Source organism: Robertmurraya kyonggiensis (genome assembly GCF_005116465.1).
Classification (GTDB): Bacteria; Bacillota; Bacilli; order Bacillales; family Cytobacillaceae; genus Robertmurraya; species Robertmurraya kyonggiensis.
In genome coordinates, this window is the sequence record NZ_SWBM01000001.1 from 18,695 (window position 1) to 36,624 (window position 17,930).

17 protein-coding genes are annotated in these 17,930 nt (G+C 37.7%); 12 read left to right on the forward strand and 5 right to left on the reverse strand.

Annotated features, from left to right (window positions below; translation table 11 throughout):
• The first annotated feature begins 356 nt into the window (after positions 1 to 356).
• A complete protein-coding gene (locus FA727_RS00170) occupies positions 357 to 4,601 on the forward strand; it encodes a 5'-nucleotidase C-terminal domain-containing protein (protein ID WP_246041639.1) in 4,245 nt (1,414 codons plus the stop codon).
• A gap of 138 nt (positions 4,602 to 4,739) precedes the next feature.
• On the opposite strand, the gene FA727_RS00175 is transcribed toward FA727_RS00170, so the two are convergent.
• Entirely contained in the window at positions 4,740 to 5,138 is a 399-nt protein-coding gene (locus FA727_RS00175) for a nuclear transport factor 2 family protein (RefSeq protein WP_136828741.1), read from the reverse strand.
• 175 nt (positions 5,139 to 5,313) lie between these two features.
• Here FA727_RS00175 and FA727_RS00180 point away from each other — a divergent pair, with 175 nt between their 5' ends.
• The 3 genes from FA727_RS00180 (at position 5,314) to FA727_RS00190 (ending at position 6,961) form a co-directional block, all read left to right on the forward strand.
• A complete protein-coding gene (locus tag FA727_RS00180; RefSeq protein ID WP_136828742.1) occupies positions 5,314 to 5,766 on the forward strand; it encodes an SRPBCC family protein in 453 nt (150 codons plus the stop codon).
• Between the two features lie 22 nt (positions 5,767 to 5,788).
• Positions 5,789 to 6,439, forward strand: coding sequence for a YdeI/OmpD-associated family protein (locus FA727_RS00185; RefSeq protein WP_136828743.1), 651 nt, complete (start codon positions 5,789 to 5,791; stop codon positions 6,437 to 6,439).
• Between the two features lie 126 nt (positions 6,440 to 6,565).
• Positions 6,566 to 6,961, forward strand: a complete 396-nt coding sequence (locus FA727_RS00190; protein ID WP_136828744.1) for a VOC family protein — start codon at positions 6,566 to 6,568, stop codon at positions 6,959 to 6,961.
• Between the two features lie 40 nt (positions 6,962 to 7,001).
• Here the strand turns inward: FA727_RS00190 and FA727_RS00195 are convergent, their stop codons facing one another.
• On the reverse strand, positions 7,002 to 7,922 hold the full coding sequence (locus tag FA727_RS00195) for an iron-hydroxamate ABC transporter substrate-binding protein (RefSeq protein ID WP_136828745.1): 921 nt from the start codon (positions 7,920 to 7,922) through the stop codon (positions 7,002 to 7,004).
• Positions 7,923 to 8,186: 264 nt separating this feature from the next.
• Between FA727_RS00195 and sigV the strand changes: the two genes are divergently transcribed.
• Both sigV and rsiV read left to right on the forward strand, forming a co-directional pair.
• Complete coding sequence (sigV, locus tag FA727_RS00200; protein ID WP_497707047.1) at positions 8,187 to 8,687, forward strand: RNA polymerase sigma factor SigV; 501 nt, start codon at positions 8,187 to 8,189, stop codon at positions 8,685 to 8,687.
• Positions 8,688 to 9,554 carry an anti-sigma-V factor RsiV gene (gene rsiV / locus FA727_RS00205; RefSeq protein WP_136828747.1) on the forward strand — a complete coding sequence of 289 codons (867 nt, stop codon included), beginning with the start codon at positions 8,688 to 8,690 and terminating at the stop codon, positions 9,552 to 9,554.
• Positions 9,555 to 9,600: 46 nt separating this feature from the next.
• On the opposite strand, the gene FA727_RS00210 is transcribed toward rsiV, so the two are convergent.
• Positions 9,601 to 10,662 (reverse strand): multicopper oxidase domain-containing protein, encoded by a 1,062-nt coding sequence (locus FA727_RS00210; RefSeq protein WP_136828748.1) that lies wholly within the window; start codon positions 10,660 to 10,662, stop codon positions 9,601 to 9,603.
• A gap of 262 nt (positions 10,663 to 10,924) precedes the next feature.
• Between FA727_RS00210 and FA727_RS00215 the strand changes: the two genes are divergently transcribed.
• Positions 10,925 to 11,515 carry a 3'-5' exonuclease gene (locus tag FA727_RS00215; protein WP_136828749.1) on the forward strand — a complete coding sequence of 197 codons (591 nt, stop codon included), beginning with the start codon at positions 10,925 to 10,927 and terminating at the stop codon, positions 11,513 to 11,515.
• A gap of 346 nt (positions 11,516 to 11,861) precedes the next feature.
• On the opposite strand, the gene FA727_RS00220 is transcribed toward FA727_RS00215, so the two are convergent.
• The gene (locus tag FA727_RS00220) at positions 11,862 to 12,569 is read right to left on the reverse strand and encodes a class I SAM-dependent methyltransferase (protein WP_136828750.1); all 708 of its coding nucleotides are present in this window, start codon (positions 12,567 to 12,569) and stop codon (positions 11,862 to 11,864) included.
• Between the two features lie 449 nt (positions 12,570 to 13,018).
• On the opposite strand from FA727_RS00220, the gene FA727_RS00225 reads away from it, so the two are divergent.
• From FA727_RS00225 to FA727_RS00245, 5 genes are all read left to right on the forward strand, one after another.
• Positions 13,019 to 13,528, forward strand: coding sequence for a YcxB family protein (locus tag FA727_RS00225; RefSeq protein WP_136828751.1), 510 nt, complete (start codon positions 13,019 to 13,021; stop codon positions 13,526 to 13,528).
• Between the two features lie 272 nt (positions 13,529 to 13,800).
• Positions 13,801 to 14,052 (forward strand): FeoA family protein, encoded by a 252-nt coding sequence (locus FA727_RS00230; protein WP_136828752.1) that lies wholly within the window; start codon positions 13,801 to 13,803, stop codon positions 14,050 to 14,052.
• Positions 14,045 to 14,749 (forward strand): FeoB small GTPase domain-containing protein, encoded by a 705-nt coding sequence (locus tag FA727_RS00235; RefSeq protein WP_136828753.1) that lies wholly within the window; start codon positions 14,045 to 14,047, stop codon positions 14,747 to 14,749. The genes FA727_RS00230 and FA727_RS00235 overlap by 8 nt, the downstream gene beginning before the upstream one ends.
• Positions 14,750 to 14,758: 9 nt before the next feature.
• Complete coding sequence (locus FA727_RS00240; RefSeq protein WP_136830970.1) at positions 14,759 to 16,126, forward strand: nucleoside recognition domain-containing protein; 1,368 nt, start codon at positions 14,759 to 14,761, stop codon at positions 16,124 to 16,126.
• 205 nt (positions 16,127 to 16,331) lie between these two features.
• Positions 16,332 to 17,378 (forward strand): serine hydrolase domain-containing protein, encoded by a 1,047-nt coding sequence (locus FA727_RS00245; protein ID WP_136828754.1) that lies wholly within the window; start codon positions 16,332 to 16,334, stop codon positions 17,376 to 17,378.
• Positions 17,379 to 17,448: 70 nt separating this feature from the next.
• On the opposite strand, the gene ribH is transcribed toward FA727_RS00245, so the two are convergent.
• Entirely contained in the window at positions 17,449 to 17,916 is a 468-nt protein-coding gene (gene ribH, locus FA727_RS00250) for a 6,7-dimethyl-8-ribityllumazine synthase (protein ID WP_136828755.1), read from the reverse strand.
• Positions 17,917 to 17,930 lie beyond the last annotated feature (14 nt).

Consider the following 17,930-nt stretch of genomic DNA (forward strand, 5'->3'; position numbering starts at 1 on the left):
TACCGAGCTATTTTTCGGTAAGCTTTATTTTTTGATCTAAAAGGCTGTTTTGTTAGGCAATATTACACAAAAAGGAGAATAGTACTGGGTATTTGTTCTCATTAAAGAACAATCGAAATCTAGTATAATTAGTTGTGAAAAGTCGAAAATTCTAAAAATTATTAAATTTTCGTTTTAAGAGAGTAAAATTTTCGTTAAACAAAACGAAAGAAACAAAAGACATGGTAAGTTGTTAGTAGACCTCAAGCGCGCTTCTAACCAAGAGAAGGGGGGATTAATTTAGTAGATTCGGAGGAATAGATGGAAGCGACATTTTACGCAGAGGAACTATATATGAGATTAGAGGAGGAACTCACTTGAAAAGGCTTAGAAAACAGCTATTTGCAATAACGACAATGTTCGTTATGTTGTTCAGTTTAGTCGTCCCATATAAAGCACAAGCTGCTGAAACGATTACCGTTGCCGAGGCGATTGCGAATAATTCGGGGACAGCCACTGTTGAAGGGTATATTGTGGGTTATACAACAGGCGGTGGTAGTGGCAAAGCTACATATGATTTTGAAGCTCCATTTTCAGCAGATACAAACTTTGCCATTGCAGATAGCCCTACGGAAAGAGATGCAACGAAAATTTTACCGGTTCAGCTACCTAGTAGTTTCCGAGGAGATTTTGGACTATTAACGAATCCATCGATCGTCGGTCAAAAGGTATTTATAACTGGTTCACTTGAAGCCTATTTTTCAGTATCAGGCTTAAAATCTCCATCGGCCATTTCCTTTGATGGCACAACACCACCTCCAGATGAAGAACCTATAGATGGTGAAACTGGATTAAAAATTCATGACATCCAAGGTCAATCACATTCCTCACCCTATAAAGATCAAAATGTAGTAGATGTACCTGGGGTTGTTACTTATGTAGTAGATAGTAGCAATTTCTATATGCAAGACCCGAATCCAGATGACAATTCAAGCACAGCAGAAGGTCTACTTGTGTACAAGCCATCTCATGGTGTTGCTGTGGGAGATAGCGTAACAGTTTCAGGTCTTGTCAAAGAGTGGGTACTTGATGGTTATGCTGAGAAGCTTCAAACTGACTTAGCGATGACTGAAATTAATGCTCAATCTGGAAAAGTTACAAAGGTATCGAGTGGAAACGAACTTCCAGCTGCAATCGTGATCGGGAAGGACGCTATTCCACCAACTTCTGTTATTGATAATGACAATCTAGGAACGTTTGACCCTTCAGAAGACGGGATTGATTTTTACGAAAGCCTAGAAGGAATGCTTGTTTCACTTGAGAATCCGACTGTAACAGGACCACAAGAATATGGAGAAGTTACTGTTATTACGGGTCAAGTGGAAGGAAAAGCATATACGAAAGAAGGAACTCCTCTTTTAACAAAAGAAAATCAAAATCCTGAAAAAATGTTTCTTCAATTAGATGATCGTAGCTATGTGACGAAGGCTGGCGACAGATTTGATGGAACTGTTACAGGTGTCGTGAGCTATACGTTCAGTAACTATAAAATTCTTACAAAAGCTGCTGACTTACCAGATTTGGTTGAACGTGAAAGAACGAATGAAGTCACGTCCATTCAAAAGGATGAGGACAAGCTTACGATTGCTGGTTACAATATCGAAAACTTCGTGGCAACTGACACTGCTAAACGCGATAAGCTTGCAAAATCAATGGTTGAGAACTTAGGCTCTCCAGATATCATTGGTCTTGTTGAAGTACTTGATGAAAGTGGAGAAACAGATAATGGTGTTGTCAAAGCAGATGCAAACTACAAAGCTTTAAGTGATGCGGTTAAAGGCTTTGGTGGACCAACTTATGCTTGGACAGAGGTCGCACCAGTTGATAAAGAAGACGGTGGAGTACCTGGAGGAAACATCCGTGTCGGTTATTTGTACAATCCTGAGCGTGTAACTCTAAACGAGGCACCTAAGGGAGATGCGACAACAGCCGTTGCTTATGAAAATGGCTCACTTACATTGAATCCAGGACGCATTGATCCAACAAATTCAGCTTTTAATAGTAGCCGTAAGCCACTAGCAGCTGAGTTCACATTCAATGGAGAAGAAGTTATTGTCATTAACAATCACTTCAACTCTAAGACAGGAGACCAACCGTTATTCGGGAAAAATCAACCGCCTTACCTTGAGAGTGAAGCACAACGTGTAGAGATTGCGACAATCGTAAATAACTTTATTTCTGACATCAAGGAACAGAACGAGGATGCAAATGTAGTCGTATTAGGGGACTTGAACGATTTCCAATTTTCTGCCCCACTGGCTGCGTTAAAAGGAGATATTTTAACAAATCTAGTAGAAACTCTACCAGCTTCTGAGCAGTACACTTATAACTATCAAGGAAATGCTCAAGTGTTGGATCATTTACTAGTTACTAATAATCTAGCAGAAGCGGCAGAGTTTGATATCGTGAACTTCAACTCTCCTTATATGGAAGAGCATGGACGTGCGAGTGACCATGATGCTGTTGTTGCTCAGTTAGATTTAGCGGTTGAAGAAGGACCATTTACATTGTCACTTCTTCATACAAATGATTCACATGCCTATGTGGAGCAGTTCCCAAGACTATTTACTGCAGTGAACGAATTACGGTCTGAAAAGGAAAATAGCCTGTTATTAAATGCAGGAGATGTGTTCTCAGGAACGTTGTATTTTAGACAGTATTTAGGTCTTGCAGACTTGTATTTTATGAATCATCTAGGCTTTGATGCGATGACTCTTGGAAATCATGAGTTTGATAAGGATTCTGCGACTCTAGCAAACTTCATCAAACAAGCAGAATTCCCAATCGTATCTTCTAATATTAATATGGCAGCAGATGCTGACCTTGGACCACTTTTCAATGATTCAATTGGTGGTAACAATGAACAAGGAGAAATCTTCCCAGCCATTATTAAAGAAGTGGATGGAGAAGAGGTAGGTATCTTTGGCTTAACAACAGAGGATACAACATTCCTAGCTAGCCCTGGTGATAATGTAATCTTTGAAGATGCTGTAGAAAAAGCGAACGAGACAATCGCATTACTTGAAGCACAAGGTGTAGACAAGATTATTGCATTATCTCATTTAGGTTATCAACCTGATTTGGATTTAGCTGAACAAGTAGATGGAATTGACGTCATTGTAGGCGGACACTCTCATACAAAGCTGGATGCTCCAGTGGTGATTGAAAAAGATGAGCCAACAATAATTGTTCAAGCAAATGAGTATTTGAAATACCTTGGTGTACTTGATTTAACATTTGACGAGAACGGTGTAATTACCGAGTATGCTGGTGAATTAAAGGATTTAGCTACGTATGAAGAAGATGCAGATGCAAAAGCAAAGGTGGAAGAGTTTAAAGCTCCATTAACCGAGCTTCAAAAGCAAGTAGTAGGTAGTTCATCGGTTGCGTTAAATGGAGAGCGTAATGATGTCCGCAGCAAGGAAACAAATCTAGGAAACTTAATTGCTGATGGAATGGTCGCGCAAGCCAATGAATTTATTCCAACGTATATTGCGATGCAAAATGGTGGCGGAATCCGCGCGTCCATTGACGAAGGCGATATCACGTTAGGTGAAGTCTTAACGGTTTTACCATTTGGAAACAACCTCGTTACCCTTGACCTTACTGGGGAAGAAATTCTTGCAGCCTTGGAGCTTAGTGTAAGCGCACCTGGTGCAGGTGGTTTCATGCAGGTATCAGGCTTGAAATTCAAGTATGACCCAGCGAAACCAGTTGGCGAGCGTGTCTGGCATGTAGAAGCATTAACGGCTGATGGATATGAAGAGCTTCAATTGGATAAAACATACCGTGTTGCAACGAATGCCTTCACGGCAGACGGTGGCGATGGTTACACAATGTTTAAAACAGCGAAAGATGAAGGACGTATCACTGAGCTGTACATTGTTGACTTTGAAGTGTTTACGTCTTATTTAGAAGCAAATAGCCCAGTTTCACCAACAGTAGAAGAAAGAATCGTACAAGAGGTAGCAGATAGTACTGCTCCAGAAGCTCCTTCTGTAAACGAAGTGACTGACCAATCGACACAAGTAACTGGAACAGCAGAGGCTGGTGCGACAGTGGAAGTGTCTGTTGGAGGAACTGTTATTGGTTCTGCTACAGTCGCGGAGGATGGCAGCTTTGTTATCGAAATCGCTAAGCAAGTGGCTGGAACAGAGCTTTCCGTTACGGCAAAGGATGCTGCAGGTCATGTAAGTGAAGCGATAGTTGTAACGGTTGTCGATGTAACAGCACCAGCTGCACCTCAAGTGAATCCAGTCATTCACAATGATACGGTTGTCACTGGAAAAACGGAAGCCAGAGCAAGTGTGAAGGTCGTGTTGGACAAGAAGGTGATCGGAACTGCTGTAGCGGATGCGAACGGTAACTTCAAGGTCACTGTACCAAAGCAAAAACATAAAAATGTCCTTACCGTCACAGCAACAGATACTGCTGGAAATGTTAGTGAGGCAACAACGGTTGACGTGTTAAAGAAAAATGAAACACCTCAACACCCTGCAGTCGCATTGGTGATTCAAATTGTGACTAGTGTATGGAATATATTAAAAGGTCTGTTTTGGTAAGTAAATTGTAAAAAACAACCACGAATGTTGTGTAATAGCAACGTTCATGGTTGTTTTTATTTATTTATTTATTTCCGGATTGAATTGCATGATAAATGACAATAAAAGATACTGATTGATTAAAAAGTATCAAAGCACTTAGAACGTACCATTCTCGTTAGGTGAATTCTCTGGTATCGCTTGACCTACATCCCACATTTCAACAATGAGGTTTTCTTGGAAACGAAAGATATGTACAACAGCCCCACCTAGGTCATCTGGATTCTGCTTTACATGGGAGTAGACTGTAACCATATCTCCTTCTTGAATCGCAAGTTTGACATCGAGTTTTTTGTTAGGGTTTTTATCTGCATTTTCCTCCATCGCGAGCATGAGGGAATCGGCATCGCCAGGAAAATAGGGATTATGGTGTGAAAAACTAGAGCTTATGTATTGTTGGTAGGCTTCTCGAACTTTCCCTAGAGCGACTAGTTGTAGAAAAGAAATGGCTTTCTCTTTGTGGGATAGGCTAGGAGTTAAATGATGGTCTATACTCATTCTTAAACATCCTCTCTTTATTTTAAAATATATGACATGGATTTAATGAAAGCTTAAAGTATATAAAAATTCATGTCAATTGTTGGAACACGAATGATTTTTCTTGGTCTAGCAAATTTGCTAGATTAGGCTTTATAATATTAATAAAGGAAGATTTTTCTAAGGGGGAAACCGATTGAGTATTTCATTTGAAGTAAAAAGAACAGTACAAGTATCACAACAAAAAGTATTTGCTAGCTTGATTGATCTAGATTCTGCAGAGCGCTGGATGCGAGGATTAGTAAGAATAGAACGATTGGATGAGGGCTCTATTCAGGAAGGGAGCCAGTGGAGGGAAACGAGAAAAATGTTTGGGACAGAGGCAACTGAGCATTTTGAAGTCGTAGAACTTAATGAACCGAATAAGATTGTTCTCCGTTGTGATGGAACAAAAGGGACAACAGGTAAAGGAGAATTTGTTTTTACATACATATTGACTTCATCGGATGAACTGACAGAGATTACATTAAATGGGGAAATAAATGGGCTTACTGGGTTGGCAAAATTATTCGGCAAAATGATGGCTGGAACTTTTAAGAAAGCTTGCTCGAAAGATCTAGATGCACTAATAAATTATTTGGAAAAATGAGAGATTGGAAAAGGAGTCTATTATGACCATTATCGATAAATTGAAGCTAACGAAGTATAAAAATCTAGCTGTACTTAATCAACCTAGTGATTATGATGTATTTGCTGGATATAAGACGACGTTATCGGGAGAACATGATGCCATATTCATCTTTGTAGAAACGCTTGAAGAAATGGTTAAGCATACTCAGAAAATTATAAAGGAGCAGCCATTGCTTGAAAAAGGATACTTATTTTTTGCTTATCCGAAAAAAGGGAACAAAAGGTATAAAACCTTTGTTCATAGAGATGATATCTTCCCAGCCATGAAAGTTGGCGAAGATGGATATGTGGCAAATTGCGATTTAAAATTTTCACGGATGGTGAGTATGGATGATGTATTCACTGTCGTCGGGTTAAAGCAGGAAAAAAGAAAAGCTCAAAAGTCATCTGCAGCAAGTCAATGTGTAGCTGATTATGAGGACAATGTAAAAGATGTTGAGGCACTGTTAGAGAATTATCCCCATGAGCGTCGCTTTTATAAAGAATTAACACCAGGCTATCAAAAAGACTGGGCTCGTTATATTTTTTCTGCGCAGCAAGAGGCAACACGTGAAAAACGTCATTTGCAAATGGTTGATATTTTATCCCAAGGGTATAAATCAATTGAATTGTATCGATTACAAAAGAAATAGAAATAGATTTAACAGTTTTTTTTGAAAGAAGAATAATTTCGCCGTTTTGTTCCGATAATGAAGGAGGATTATGACAAATAGTAGAATACTTATTTTTGTAGAAAGAGAAAATATTAGGAGGAAACTATGGGAAGAATCATTCATTTTGAAATTCATGTTGATGACATGGAGCGGGCTAAATCGTTTTACGGAGAAGTATTTGGATGGACATTTCAAGATTGGAGTGACTATGCGGGAATGCCTTATTTTGGGGCAGTAACTGGTCCAGAAAACGAATTAGGAATTAATGGAGCATTAATGAAGAGGCAAGGTCCACCTCCGGAACCAAACCAAGCTCTAAACGGTTTTGCTTGTACAATGGGAGTGGAAGACTATGATTCTGTTGAAGCGAAAATTCTCCAAAACGGAGGCAAGGTAGCGTTGCCAAAACATCCTTTACCAGGTATGGCGTGGCAAGGTTATTATTTAGATTCAGAAGGCAATGTATTTGGTATCCATCAACCAGACGAAAATGCAAAATGATGAAAAAGAAGTCCATCTGAGTCGATGGACTTCTTTTCGATTATTGTAGAAACGATTTTTCAAAGATTTCTAGAAGGTACTCGAGAGTGATAGGATCACTGTATGTGGATGCCTTCGTATTTATTTCGAATACATGGTCGTTCTTCACAGCAGGGATGTTCTTCCATGAATCGGTCTCTAAAAATGAATTATCAACATCTGGATTTTTACTTAAGATTACATAATCCCCAGCAAAATCAGGAATTAATTCTAATGAGATCGTATAAACTCCTGATTCAAGTGCCTTTTCTTTTACGATATCAGGCATTTTCAAGCCCATGGCTTGATACAATATTTCCGTTCCGCGGGCATAGTTATTTCCGAAGACATACATCTCCTTACCGCCACTTTCAATGACAGAAACGGTGGCATCTTCACCAATCTTTGCTCGTATTTTTTCTCCAGCAGTTGCTGTACGCTCTTTGAAATCGTCAACCCATTCGGTTGCTTCCTTTTCTTTGTTTAAAAGTTTACCAATTTCAATTTGCTGTGTTAAATAATCTAATTTCCCCCAAGTGTACACGACAGTCGGTGCAATATCTCCTAATTTATCAAGATTCTGCATATGAGAACCAGCAATAATTAAGTCTGGTTCTAGTTCAATAATTTTCTCCAAGTTTACCTCTGATACGATTTCTACTTCTTTAAGCTTGTCAGTGAATAGGGGATTTGCATTCGTCCATTCATCAATCCCAACGATTTTTCCATCCAATGCTAATACATTAGGACCGTTTGTGAGGGCAACGATTCTTTCTGGATTTTTTGGAACCTCAACTGGCCCAATTTCTGATTCGTATGTAAATGTGTCTTTTTCTGTCTCAGTATTGGCAGATTTCATTGATTCAGATGCATTGCTATTTCCGCAAGCGCTAAGGATAAGTCCAAACAAGAGTAATAATATTGCAATAGTGAGCTTCTTAATAGTAATCTTCCTCCTTATAAAACCTAATTAATAATGATAATCATTATCAATAAATCTATGATAATGTAAATGAGAATGATTGTCAATGAAACGTTTTCACTCATGATATGATTTTGTCGTGTGAGAAGAAAATATTAAACTAGATTATGTTCTTGCTGACTATATTTTTATAAAAATCGATATCACAAAACTTTTCCGTATATTTCGTGCGTCTATATACTGTAAGCCCGTTAGCTAACGAGAAGAAACAAGGAGATGTGTTATGTGTTAAGGAAGAAGCCTAGGCAGGAAGAAATAATTGCTGAGTATATGATACAAAACAAAGAGCGTTTTTATCGTCTTGCTTACAGTTATGTTCAGAATCCTGATGATGCACTTGATATTGTACAAGATTCTATTCATAAGGCCATTACATCAAAAACTTTAAAAGATGAAAAAGCGATTAAAAGTTGGTTCTATCGCATTGTTGTGAATACATCCTTAGATTTTCTTAGGAGGAAAAAGAAAGTAACGGTAGTAGATGATACTACAATTCAGTTGCAAATGAGTGGTCATCAAGATCACTATACAGATATTGATTTGCATCAGTCATTAAACGAGTTACTTCCTGAATATCGAAGTGTCGTTGTCCTTCGATATTTCGAAGATTTAAAACTTGAGGAAGTAGCGGAAATTTTAGACTTGAATGTGAACACTGTGAAAACTCGGTTATATAAAGCATTAAAAATACTTCGGGTACAAATGGATTCAGAGGAGGCCAAATAAATGAATGATAAAAAACTAGAGCAATTGAAGGAACAATATAAAGAAATTCCGATTCCATTAGAATTAAATAGGGTGGTTTATCAAGCCTTAGAAAAAAGAAATTCGAGAAAGTCTCTTTATCGCTGGGGAGTTGGAGTAGCAGCGGCAGTAATTATTTTTTCAACAAGCATTAATGTCAGTTCTGCTTTTGCAAAATCCCTAGCAGATGTGCCGGTAGTAGGCGACATTGTTGAGGTATTAACCTTTAAAAAGATCGCGGTGGATAAAGGAAATTATCAAGCTGATCTTGATGTACAGAAAGTACAAATGGACAATAAAGCACTAGAAGAGGGCTTAAATTTAAAGTATCTGGAAGAAAGTAAAGCACTTTATGAAAAGTTCATGAGTGAAATGAAAGCTCAAAAGGCTTTTGGTGAAGACGGTCATCTAAGCGTAGATAGCGGGTTTGAGATTAAGACGGATACCGAGCAACTATTATCAATGGGTCGTTACGTGGAGGAAACACAAGGTTCTTCCATGACAACATTACAGTACGATACGATTGATAAACAGAATCAGTTATTCGTGACATTGCCGAGTCTTTTTAAAAATGATACGTATATTGAAGTTATCAGCGAAAGTATCAAAAAGCAGATGAAACAGCAAATGGAAGAAGACTCTTCAAAGATTTACTGGATTGAATCATCTGATATGGATCCATTCACGTCGATTTCCAAAGACCAAGATTTCTATATTAATGCAGAGCATCAGTTGGTCATTTCATTTGATGAGTTCGAAGTGGCACCGGGTTATATGGGGGTAGTGGAGTTTGTGATACCAACTGAAGTGGTGCAGGATATTGTAGTGAGTGATGAGTATCTAAAATAAGGTTCGAAAAAATCCCTTCTCGAAATTTGAGAGGGGATTTGTACTTTTAATGGCTCATTTCAGTTGTAGTTCCATCATCTTCACCAGTTTTTGTTACCTTAAGTGTAGCAACTGCTCCTTTTGTTGCATGGTTGAATTGATGGGTAACGATTGGGTAGCTTCCTTCGCGTGTCACAGTGAATTCAACAACGGCTCCACCACTAGCAGGCAACATTACGGTTTGAAGACCTTTCATATGGTTGTATGGATTGCCGTCCATATATACATCGTCGAATACCGTACCAACGACATGGAATGAGCTAACTTCGTTCGGTCCTACGTTATTAATATAGATTCTGACTTTATCGCCGACTTTAGCTAATAATGGTTTTTCTTTTAGCGTAAAAGTATCCCCGTTTGTATTTGGGTCGCCTTCTTTTAATGCTTTCGTAGAGAATACAACATGACTAGGAACCCCATTCGTAAAGTCATCTAAATCATTGTATTTATACCATTCGTTTTGAACTAGCACATATTCTCTATCAATCTCTTTATCTGTTGGGTATCCATCCTTTGGTTTGACAATGATGGTACCGTGCATGCCGTTCGCGATATGAGAAAGAACGGGTGTTGTCCCACAATGATACATAAAGACACCTGGATTAGTTGCTGGATAGCTAAATGAACCAGTTTCGTCAGGTTCTACGTTTGAAAAATCATGGGACGGTGCTGCATGTACAGCATGAAAATCCATACTATGTGGGATTGCTGGGTCCATATTCTTTAGAGTGAAATTAATGGTATCACCTTCATTTACCACTACGACTGGTCCTGGTGCCTCTCCATTGAATGTCCATGCTTTGTATATTTCCCCTTTGTCGATTTCAATATCTGTTATTTGGGACGTCATTTCAACATTGACCTCTGCCGGACCTACACGCTCAATTTTTAAAGGAGTAGGTGCCTGATTTAGTCCTTCATGTGGCTGAATCACCGTAGTAGTGCTTGTTTCTGCTGCCATTGCTTTGTGTTCTGTATCCTTGTCTTTTGAATCTGCTTGCTGGTTACATCCTGTTAAAAGTCCTATGCCTAACGCTGAAGTAAGAAGAATTTTTACACCTTTATTCATTTGTGTTTCCTCCTTAAATTTCAATTCCTTATATACCTTCATCATAGTGTCGAATTTATTCTAAATAGGTGATCTTTCTCACAAACGGACCCGTATCTGTGAAGGATTTGTGAATACTTATTCAGTTTTGCGAAAGGTGGACTAATAAGTTGTGGGGATATATTAGAATGAGAATTTTTGTTTTATTAAGGAATCCTAGGGAAAGTTGTCCGCTGATGTTACAATGAATCTATGAGGATACAAAATGAGCGGGGTGTGTAATTTGAAAGACTTTATAGCATTTGATTTTGAAACGGCTAATAGAAAAAGACATAGTATTTGTTCGGTAGGAATGATCTTTGTTGAGGATGGAAAAATTGTAGATTCTATTTATCAACTGATTAATCCAGAAGAGCATTTTGATCGGATTAATGTTTCGATTCATGGGATCGTGCCGGAGGATGTAATAGGGGCACCAACATTTGATGTCTTTTATCATTCTATTAAAAATAAAATAGAAAACAAATTGATGGTGGCACACAATTTGTCATTTGATGGCTATGCACTTCGTGACAATTTGGCTCGGTATGAAGTGCTGCCGAGTTATAATCAATTTCTATGTACCTATCAAATGTCTAGAAGAATACTTCCTGGTCTTCGAACTTATCAACTCAATTCCTTATGTAATCACTTTGGAATTGAGTTAGTGAATCACCATCATGCTTTGGATGATGCAGAGGCATGCGCTTATTTAATGTTAAAGTTGACGAATGATTATGGGATATCGGATTTTGAAGAACTCTATGCGAAAACAAAGATTAAGCCTGGAGAAATCTCGGTTGGAACATTTCGTTCATCACTTGTGAGTAAATAATGGATTAAAAGGTGGTTTCAGTGAATTCTGGAGCCACCTTTTTTGCTCTGTAAAAGATGAGGGATGAATTTATTACATTGAAAAATAGGCGTAAATTTCCGGCTAAATTAAAAAAATCACCTATTCCTCTATAAATAAGCGGAATTTTTCCGGTAAAGCTATACATTTTTCATGATATTAAGGCTTTATAGGTCATTTAGCGGAAAATCTCCGCCTATTTCACCTGATATCTATTAATTCATCAAAATAGACGGAATTTGTCCGGTTAAAGTGGATGCAGCACCTGTCGAAGATCAAAAAATCAACAATGAACAATAACAGAATCAAATTAAAAAAACACAAGAGATTATTTTTTTCTAAATAGAGCAGTCCATAAGAAAGGAACTCCAAAGAGCTGGTTCGGTGGCTCAATTTCTTTCATTTTACGAATCTCAATTACTTCATAATCATGAAAGATCTCTTTTAGCTTTTCTTCCGTATAGCCCAATCCCCCTTGAAGACTACGTAATCGATAGACTTCCCAATCGGAAATATTCGCTCCACCTAGTTCTCCGTTGGGGATAAAACATGTTAATCCGAAGTAACCATTAGGCTTTAATGCTTTGTTGAGTAATTCTAGATAACTCATTCTGCGATGAGGGGCGATATGATGAAAGCAGCCAGAATCATAAACGATGTCGTAGGTACCTTTTTCATGCTCTAAATCAAAAATACTTTTGTTGATAAAATTAACCTGGATGTTCTTTTCAATGGCTCTTTCTCTTCCCCAGGAGATTCCTTCTTCAGATAAATCAACCGCATCAACAGAAAATCCATTTTCGGCCAGATAAATGGCGTTTCTTCCTGGACCGCAACCAAGTTCAAGTGCCCGACCTGAGTGGAAAAATCCTTGGTCAAAGTAGCTCACTAAGTTTTCGTCTGGAGCATTCACAAAGAAAGGTATTTGTTTCTCTCGATTAGCGTAAAAATTGTTCCAATTAAATTGTGAGTTTTCTAGTAATAAAGTATCGAGCATTTCTAAAAGATCATCGTAATTATGAATTGACTCTTTCATGTCTATCCCTCAATTCAATATGTATATTTGTATTATACAAAAGGGGGCTGCTTGCTAAGTTACGACAAAGTTAAAATGGCATTAAATATGCTGGTTCTGTAGACTTTTAGTTGAGCAATTTTATCCTAATAGAGTGGCATAATTGGACCAATTTTAAGAAGAAACCCCGTTTTAGACTTATCATACATAGCTGATATAAAGGCGGATAGGAAGTTAGTAAAGGGCATTTAAACTTTATGGGAAATTGGGTTCTTAGACATATCGTTACAAATGTTAAAATATTATTACGTGAAGAAAAGAGGAAAGTTCTTGGAAATAGAGAATAACTATTTTGAGGTGAAAAAAGAATTGTACGTATCAAAATAAGAAGAATTATCGAATAGGTTGATTCTTGCAGTATCGTATATTTTATAAGTGAACTCATATTTAATAGAAAGCAGGTCAATTCAATGCAAATAAAGTACAGCCTAACAGAAGAAGACTATCTAAATTTCAATCTTTTTCATATGAAAAATTCTAAGACGGCAAACAAAGCATTAAAAGTTCAAAGGTATTTGATTCCTATCGTCTACATGGTGGTTGCTTATGTTTTTGCAAGAGTACTAGATGGTTCGTATATTCTCTCGTTCAGTATTTTTGGCATTATGGGGATCCTTTGGATTATTTTTTATCCTAAGTATCATTACAATTTTGTCCTACGACAAGTACGGAAAATGATAACAGAAGGCAATAATGAAGGATTATTAGGGGAACACCTGATGACGATTTCGGAAGAAGGGGTCCACGACGCGAATCCTCAAGGGGAAACGAAAGTGAGTTGGTCTGGGATTCAGGATCTCAAGGAGGACGAGCATTATCTTTATTTATACAATAGTGCGGTGAGTGCGTATATCCTTCCTAAAAGGGAAGTGCATGATTTAGCAGAATTAAGAACGACATTGAATTCTAAAATCAAATAGACTCACGAAAAAAGACCTGGACAACTCCAAGTCTTTTTTTCGTGAGCTAAAAAAAAAATCATCTTTTTAAATGAAATATATTTGACAACAGGGGAATATACTCATATTATAATCTTAAAAGTTGCACGAGGGCAAAATATTGAGTTGCGGTTAATATTGTTCGTTTAAGCAAACAGAACATGTATAATATGGAATATTCTATAGAAGAGGAATTCACTTTTTTTTAACAAAAAGTTGCCCTAGGGCAAAATAAAAGACAAGGGGAAATATATATGGACGAATCTAACAAAATCTCATTGTTTCAAGGAAAGAAAGGAAATCTCATTAAAATTTCATCAATTTCGTTGGAAGGTGTAATGAGAAGAAGATTGTTAGACCTAGGGTTTGTGCCCGGAGCAATTGTAGAAGTTATAAAGAAAAGCCCTTTGGGTGATCCGATTGCATTCCGGGTTAGTCAAACGACTATTGCTTTACGAAAAGAGGAAAGCATGAAAATTGAAGGGGAGTTGGTGAATCATGAATAATTCATATCGAATTGCTTTAGCAGGAAATCCGAACACAGGAAAAAGCACGTTGTTTAATGCATTTACTGGTCTAAGGCAGCATACTGGGAACTGGGCTGGAAAAACGGTGTCATTAGCTGAAGGGACGGTTAGACATAAAGAAAAGAATTATCAAATCGTGGATTTACCTGGAACCTATTCACTCTTTTCCAATTCGGTGGATGAGGAAGTTGCACGCAATTATATCGTCTTTGAAAAACCTGATATTACTTTGGTTGTTCTAGATGCAACGTCATTAGAACGTAATCTCAATTTAGCTTTGCAAGTATTAGAAATGACTAAAAATGTTATTGTCTGCATTAACTTAATCGATGAGGCGGAGAAAAAGGGGATTAAGATAAATGAACGGATTCTAACAAGGAAACTTGGAGTTCCAGTCATTAAAATATCTGCACGAAATAAAATTGGTTTCCCGATGCTTTTAGATACCATTGATCGCTTAGTATCTGGAAAAATTGAGTGTAATCCTGTACAGACGACATACAACGAGGAGATTGAAGAAAAAATTACAACGATAGAATCAAAGATTAGTAATCTAGTAGGGAATACTATTTCTTCGAGATGGTTGGCGTTAAGATTATTGGATGGAGATAAAGCGCTCCTTACTGAATTCAATCGCCGATTGGTATTAAATGATCAGGTGAGGAGGGAGGCATAGAAGATGAACATGAATGAATTATTCTCAGAAGCCCAAGCGATATCGTCTCCTCAATTAAGAGATGATATTGTTCAACAATTGTATAGCAGAAGTCGCGAGCTTTGTGATGTAGGGGTTTCATACACAAAAACCAAAGCTGATACACGTACAGAAAAATTGGATGCTATATTCACTTCGAAGATTTGGGGATTCCCAATTATGCTCATTATGTTAGGTGTGGTCTTTTACTTAACGATTGCGGGTGCGAATATTCCTTCTTCTATGCTTGCAGAGTTCTTTGGTTGGCTAGAAGGCTATATAACTAGCGTTTTTCAATTTTTACATGCACCAGATTGGTTACACGGAATCCTTGTACTAGGTTTGTATCGAGGCTCAACATGGGTGATAAGTGTGATGTTGCCTCCGATGGCGATATTTTTCCCAACATTTGCCCTTCTCGAAAACTATGGATATCTCCCAAGAGTTGCATTTAACATGGACCGATTATTTAAATTTGTGGGTGCTCATGGGAAACAGTCATTAACGATGGCCATGGGATTTGGATGTAATGCAGCAGCGGTTATGTCTTCAAGAATTATAGAATCGCCAAGAGAAAGGATGCTGGCCATCTTAACAAATAATTTTGTCCCATGTAATGGACGATGGGGGATATTAATTGTCTTAGCTTCACTATTCATGGCAGCCAATTTTACAGGTGGTTTCAAATTACTTGTGACCACTGGGGTTATCGTTGGAATTGTACTGTTTGGAATAGTGGTTACCTTTTTCGTATCTTGGGCTTTATCCAAAACTTTGTTAAAAGGAGTGCCAACTCACTATACATTAGAATTACCGCCTTATCGTCGTCCTAAATTCTTCGATACGGTGATTCGCTCTTCGTTAACGAAATCTTGGACTGTGTTAGTTAGAGCAGTGAAAGTTGCAGCTCCTGCAGCCATTTTAACCTGGGTCTTAGCGAATATTCATATTGGTGACACAAGCATTCTTCTCCATATGGTCGAGTTCCTTGATCCGTTTGGAAAAATGTTGGGCCTTGATGGATACATTATGCTGGCATTTATCCTTGGTTTACCAGCGAATGAGATTGTCCTGCCAATCTTATTAATGGGATATCTTTCAACCGGCTCATTAACGGAAGTGGATAGCCTAGTTGACTTGAAACAAATTTTCCTTGACCATGGTTGGACGTGGGTAACAGCGTTAAATGTCATGTTATTTTCCTTGCTCCACTATCCTTGCGGAACAACATTAGTAAATATTTATAAAGAAACGAAGAGTAAGAAATGGACATTCCTAGCATTTTTAATTCCTACGGTGTTAGCGATCGTTGTTCCTTTTATCGTATATCAAACAGCGAAATTGTTGGGATGGGTTTAATTCAAAAAAAGTATGTGTTGGTAAAAAACAAGTCTGTTTACAGAATGATAAAATTCCTATACCCCATTTATTTGAAGAGTTCACTTACTTATGAGTGAACTTTTTTAATAAATACAGGAAAGATAATGGATAGAAAATTTGAATAAATCAAAAAAGAACATACATTCGTGTTAAAATAGTGTTAAAACTTAATTAGGAGGCGAATATGAAGTTAACAAATATTAATATTGAAGGACAAATGGAATTTTATAAAGTGCAAGGCTTAAGTATTATAGGGATTGAGAACGGTAAAATTTGTGGGAAAGAAAATTACGGTTTGCTAGAGGTAAATAGTATTAGAAAAGTAACTGAGAATTCGATATTTAGTGCATGTTCGATTAGTAAATTCTTAACTGGAATGTTGGTTTTAAAGTTGATAGAGGAGGGACTACTTGATTTAGATGAAAATGTAAATGAAAGGCTTGTAACATGGAGAGTGCCTGAGAATGATTTTACAAAAAATAGAAAAGTTACTTTAAGAAACTTGCTTAGTCATCAATCAGGAATTAAGGACCCAGAGGGTAGTTTTTTTGAACTTATTTCAGATACAGATGTTCCTTCAATGGTTAGACTTCTAGAGGGGAAAACACCATATTGTACGGTTCCTATTCAAGTACAGTTCGAGCCAGAGAGTGAGTTTCATTATTCTGATGCAGGTTATTGTATAATTCATCAGCTTATAGAAGATGTGATCGAAAAGCCGTTTTATCAAGTGATAAAAGAGTCCATATTTGAACCATTGGGAATGGAGAATAGCTATTTAGATCCAATGACGTTTGAGATAGATACAGATAATTTCTCTTGCGGTCATAATAAAAATGGTAGATTGGTAAATGGAAAATATCCTATCTATCCTTATCCAGCAGCTTCTGGATTATGGACAAGTTCAATAGATTTAAGTGCATTAGTGCTCGAGCTAATGAATGCTTTACAAGGAAAAAGTAAAATTGGAATATCCAAAAGTCTAGCTAATGAAATGATAACTACTCAAAAAGGAAAGCACTGGAGTGGATTGGGTGTATTTCTAGAAGGAGCTGAAAAAGAAATAGAAATTACCTCTTTGGGTTGGGGAGTCGGGTTTCAAAGCATGATGGTGGCGTATCCACATTTAGAAAAAGGTGCCGTTATTATGACGAATACAGAATTAGGCATGCATCAATTGAAAGGAATTATTGGAGACATATATAGAGCGCTATACATCAATTTGCCATAATAGGGGGCATGGTCAAATTGAAGAGGTAATAAGGACTTGGATATACATACAAGCCTTATTACCTCTTCAATTATTTCAAGTTCTTATAGAGATTTCCCATCTCAATTGCTCCGACAGCTGCCTCATAGCCTTTGTTGCCGGCCTTTGTTCCTGCACGTTCAATCGCCTGTTCAATTGAATCGGTTGTAAGCACGCCGAAGATGATTGGGATGCCACTTTGCATGCCTGTGTTCGCGACACCTTTTGCTACTTCACTGCTTACGTATTCAAAGTGAGGCGTAGCTCCTCGGATGACAGTCCCAAGCGTGATAATAGCATCAAAGCTACCTTGTTCTGCTAATTTTTTTGCGGCAAGGGGAATTTCGAAAGCACCTGGAACCCACATGACCGTGATATCTTCATCTTTTACACCATGCCTAACTAATGCATCTTCAGCTCCACCGAGTAGTTTGCTTGTAATGAATTCATTAAAACGAGACACGACAATCCCAATTTTTAACCCTGTACCAACCAAATTTCCTTCAATTACTTTTACCATCACGATTCACTCCT

What these genes read in the sequence shown, in the direction of transcription:
- FA727_RS00175 (WP_136828741.1), bottom strand. Translation starts at nt 5,138, where the DNA reads ATGAGTATAGACCATCATTTAACTCCTAGCCTATCCCACAAAGAGAAA.
- FA727_RS00185 (WP_136828743.1), top strand. Translation starts at nt 5,789, where the DNA reads ATGACCATTATCGATAAATTGAAGCTAACGAAGTATAAAAATCTAGCT.
- FA727_RS00190 (WP_136828744.1), top strand. Translation starts at nt 6,566, where the DNA reads ATGGGAAGAATCATTCATTTTGAAATTCATGTTGATGACATGGAGCGG.
- rsiV (WP_136828747.1), top strand. Translation starts at nt 8,688, where the DNA reads ATGAATGATAAAAAACTAGAGCAATTGAAGGAACAATATAAAGAAATT.
- FA727_RS00210 (WP_136828748.1), bottom strand. Translation starts at nt 10,662, where the DNA reads ATGAATAAAGGTGTAAAAATTCTTCTTACTTCAGCGTTAGGCATAGGA.
- FA727_RS00220 (WP_136828750.1), bottom strand. Translation starts at nt 12,569, where the DNA reads ATGAAAGAGTCAATTCATAATTACGATGATCTTTTAGAAATGCTCGAT.
- FA727_RS00225 (WP_136828751.1), top strand. Translation starts at nt 13,019, where the DNA reads ATGCAAATAAAGTACAGCCTAACAGAAGAAGACTATCTAAATTTCAAT.
- FA727_RS00230 (WP_136828752.1), top strand. Translation starts at nt 13,801, where the DNA reads ATGGACGAATCTAACAAAATCTCATTGTTTCAAGGAAAGAAAGGAAAT.
- FA727_RS00235 (WP_136828753.1), top strand. Translation starts at nt 14,045, where the DNA reads ATGAATAATTCATATCGAATTGCTTTAGCAGGAAATCCGAACACAGGA.
- FA727_RS00240 (WP_136830970.1), top strand. Translation starts at nt 14,759, where the DNA reads ATGAATGAATTATTCTCAGAAGCCCAAGCGATATCGTCTCCTCAATTA.
- FA727_RS00245 (WP_136828754.1), top strand. Translation starts at nt 16,332, where the DNA reads ATGAAGTTAACAAATATTAATATTGAAGGACAAATGGAATTTTATAAA.
- ribH (WP_136828755.1), bottom strand. Translation starts at nt 17,916, where the DNA reads ATGGTAAAAGTAATTGAAGGAAATTTGGTTGGTACAGGGTTAAAAATT.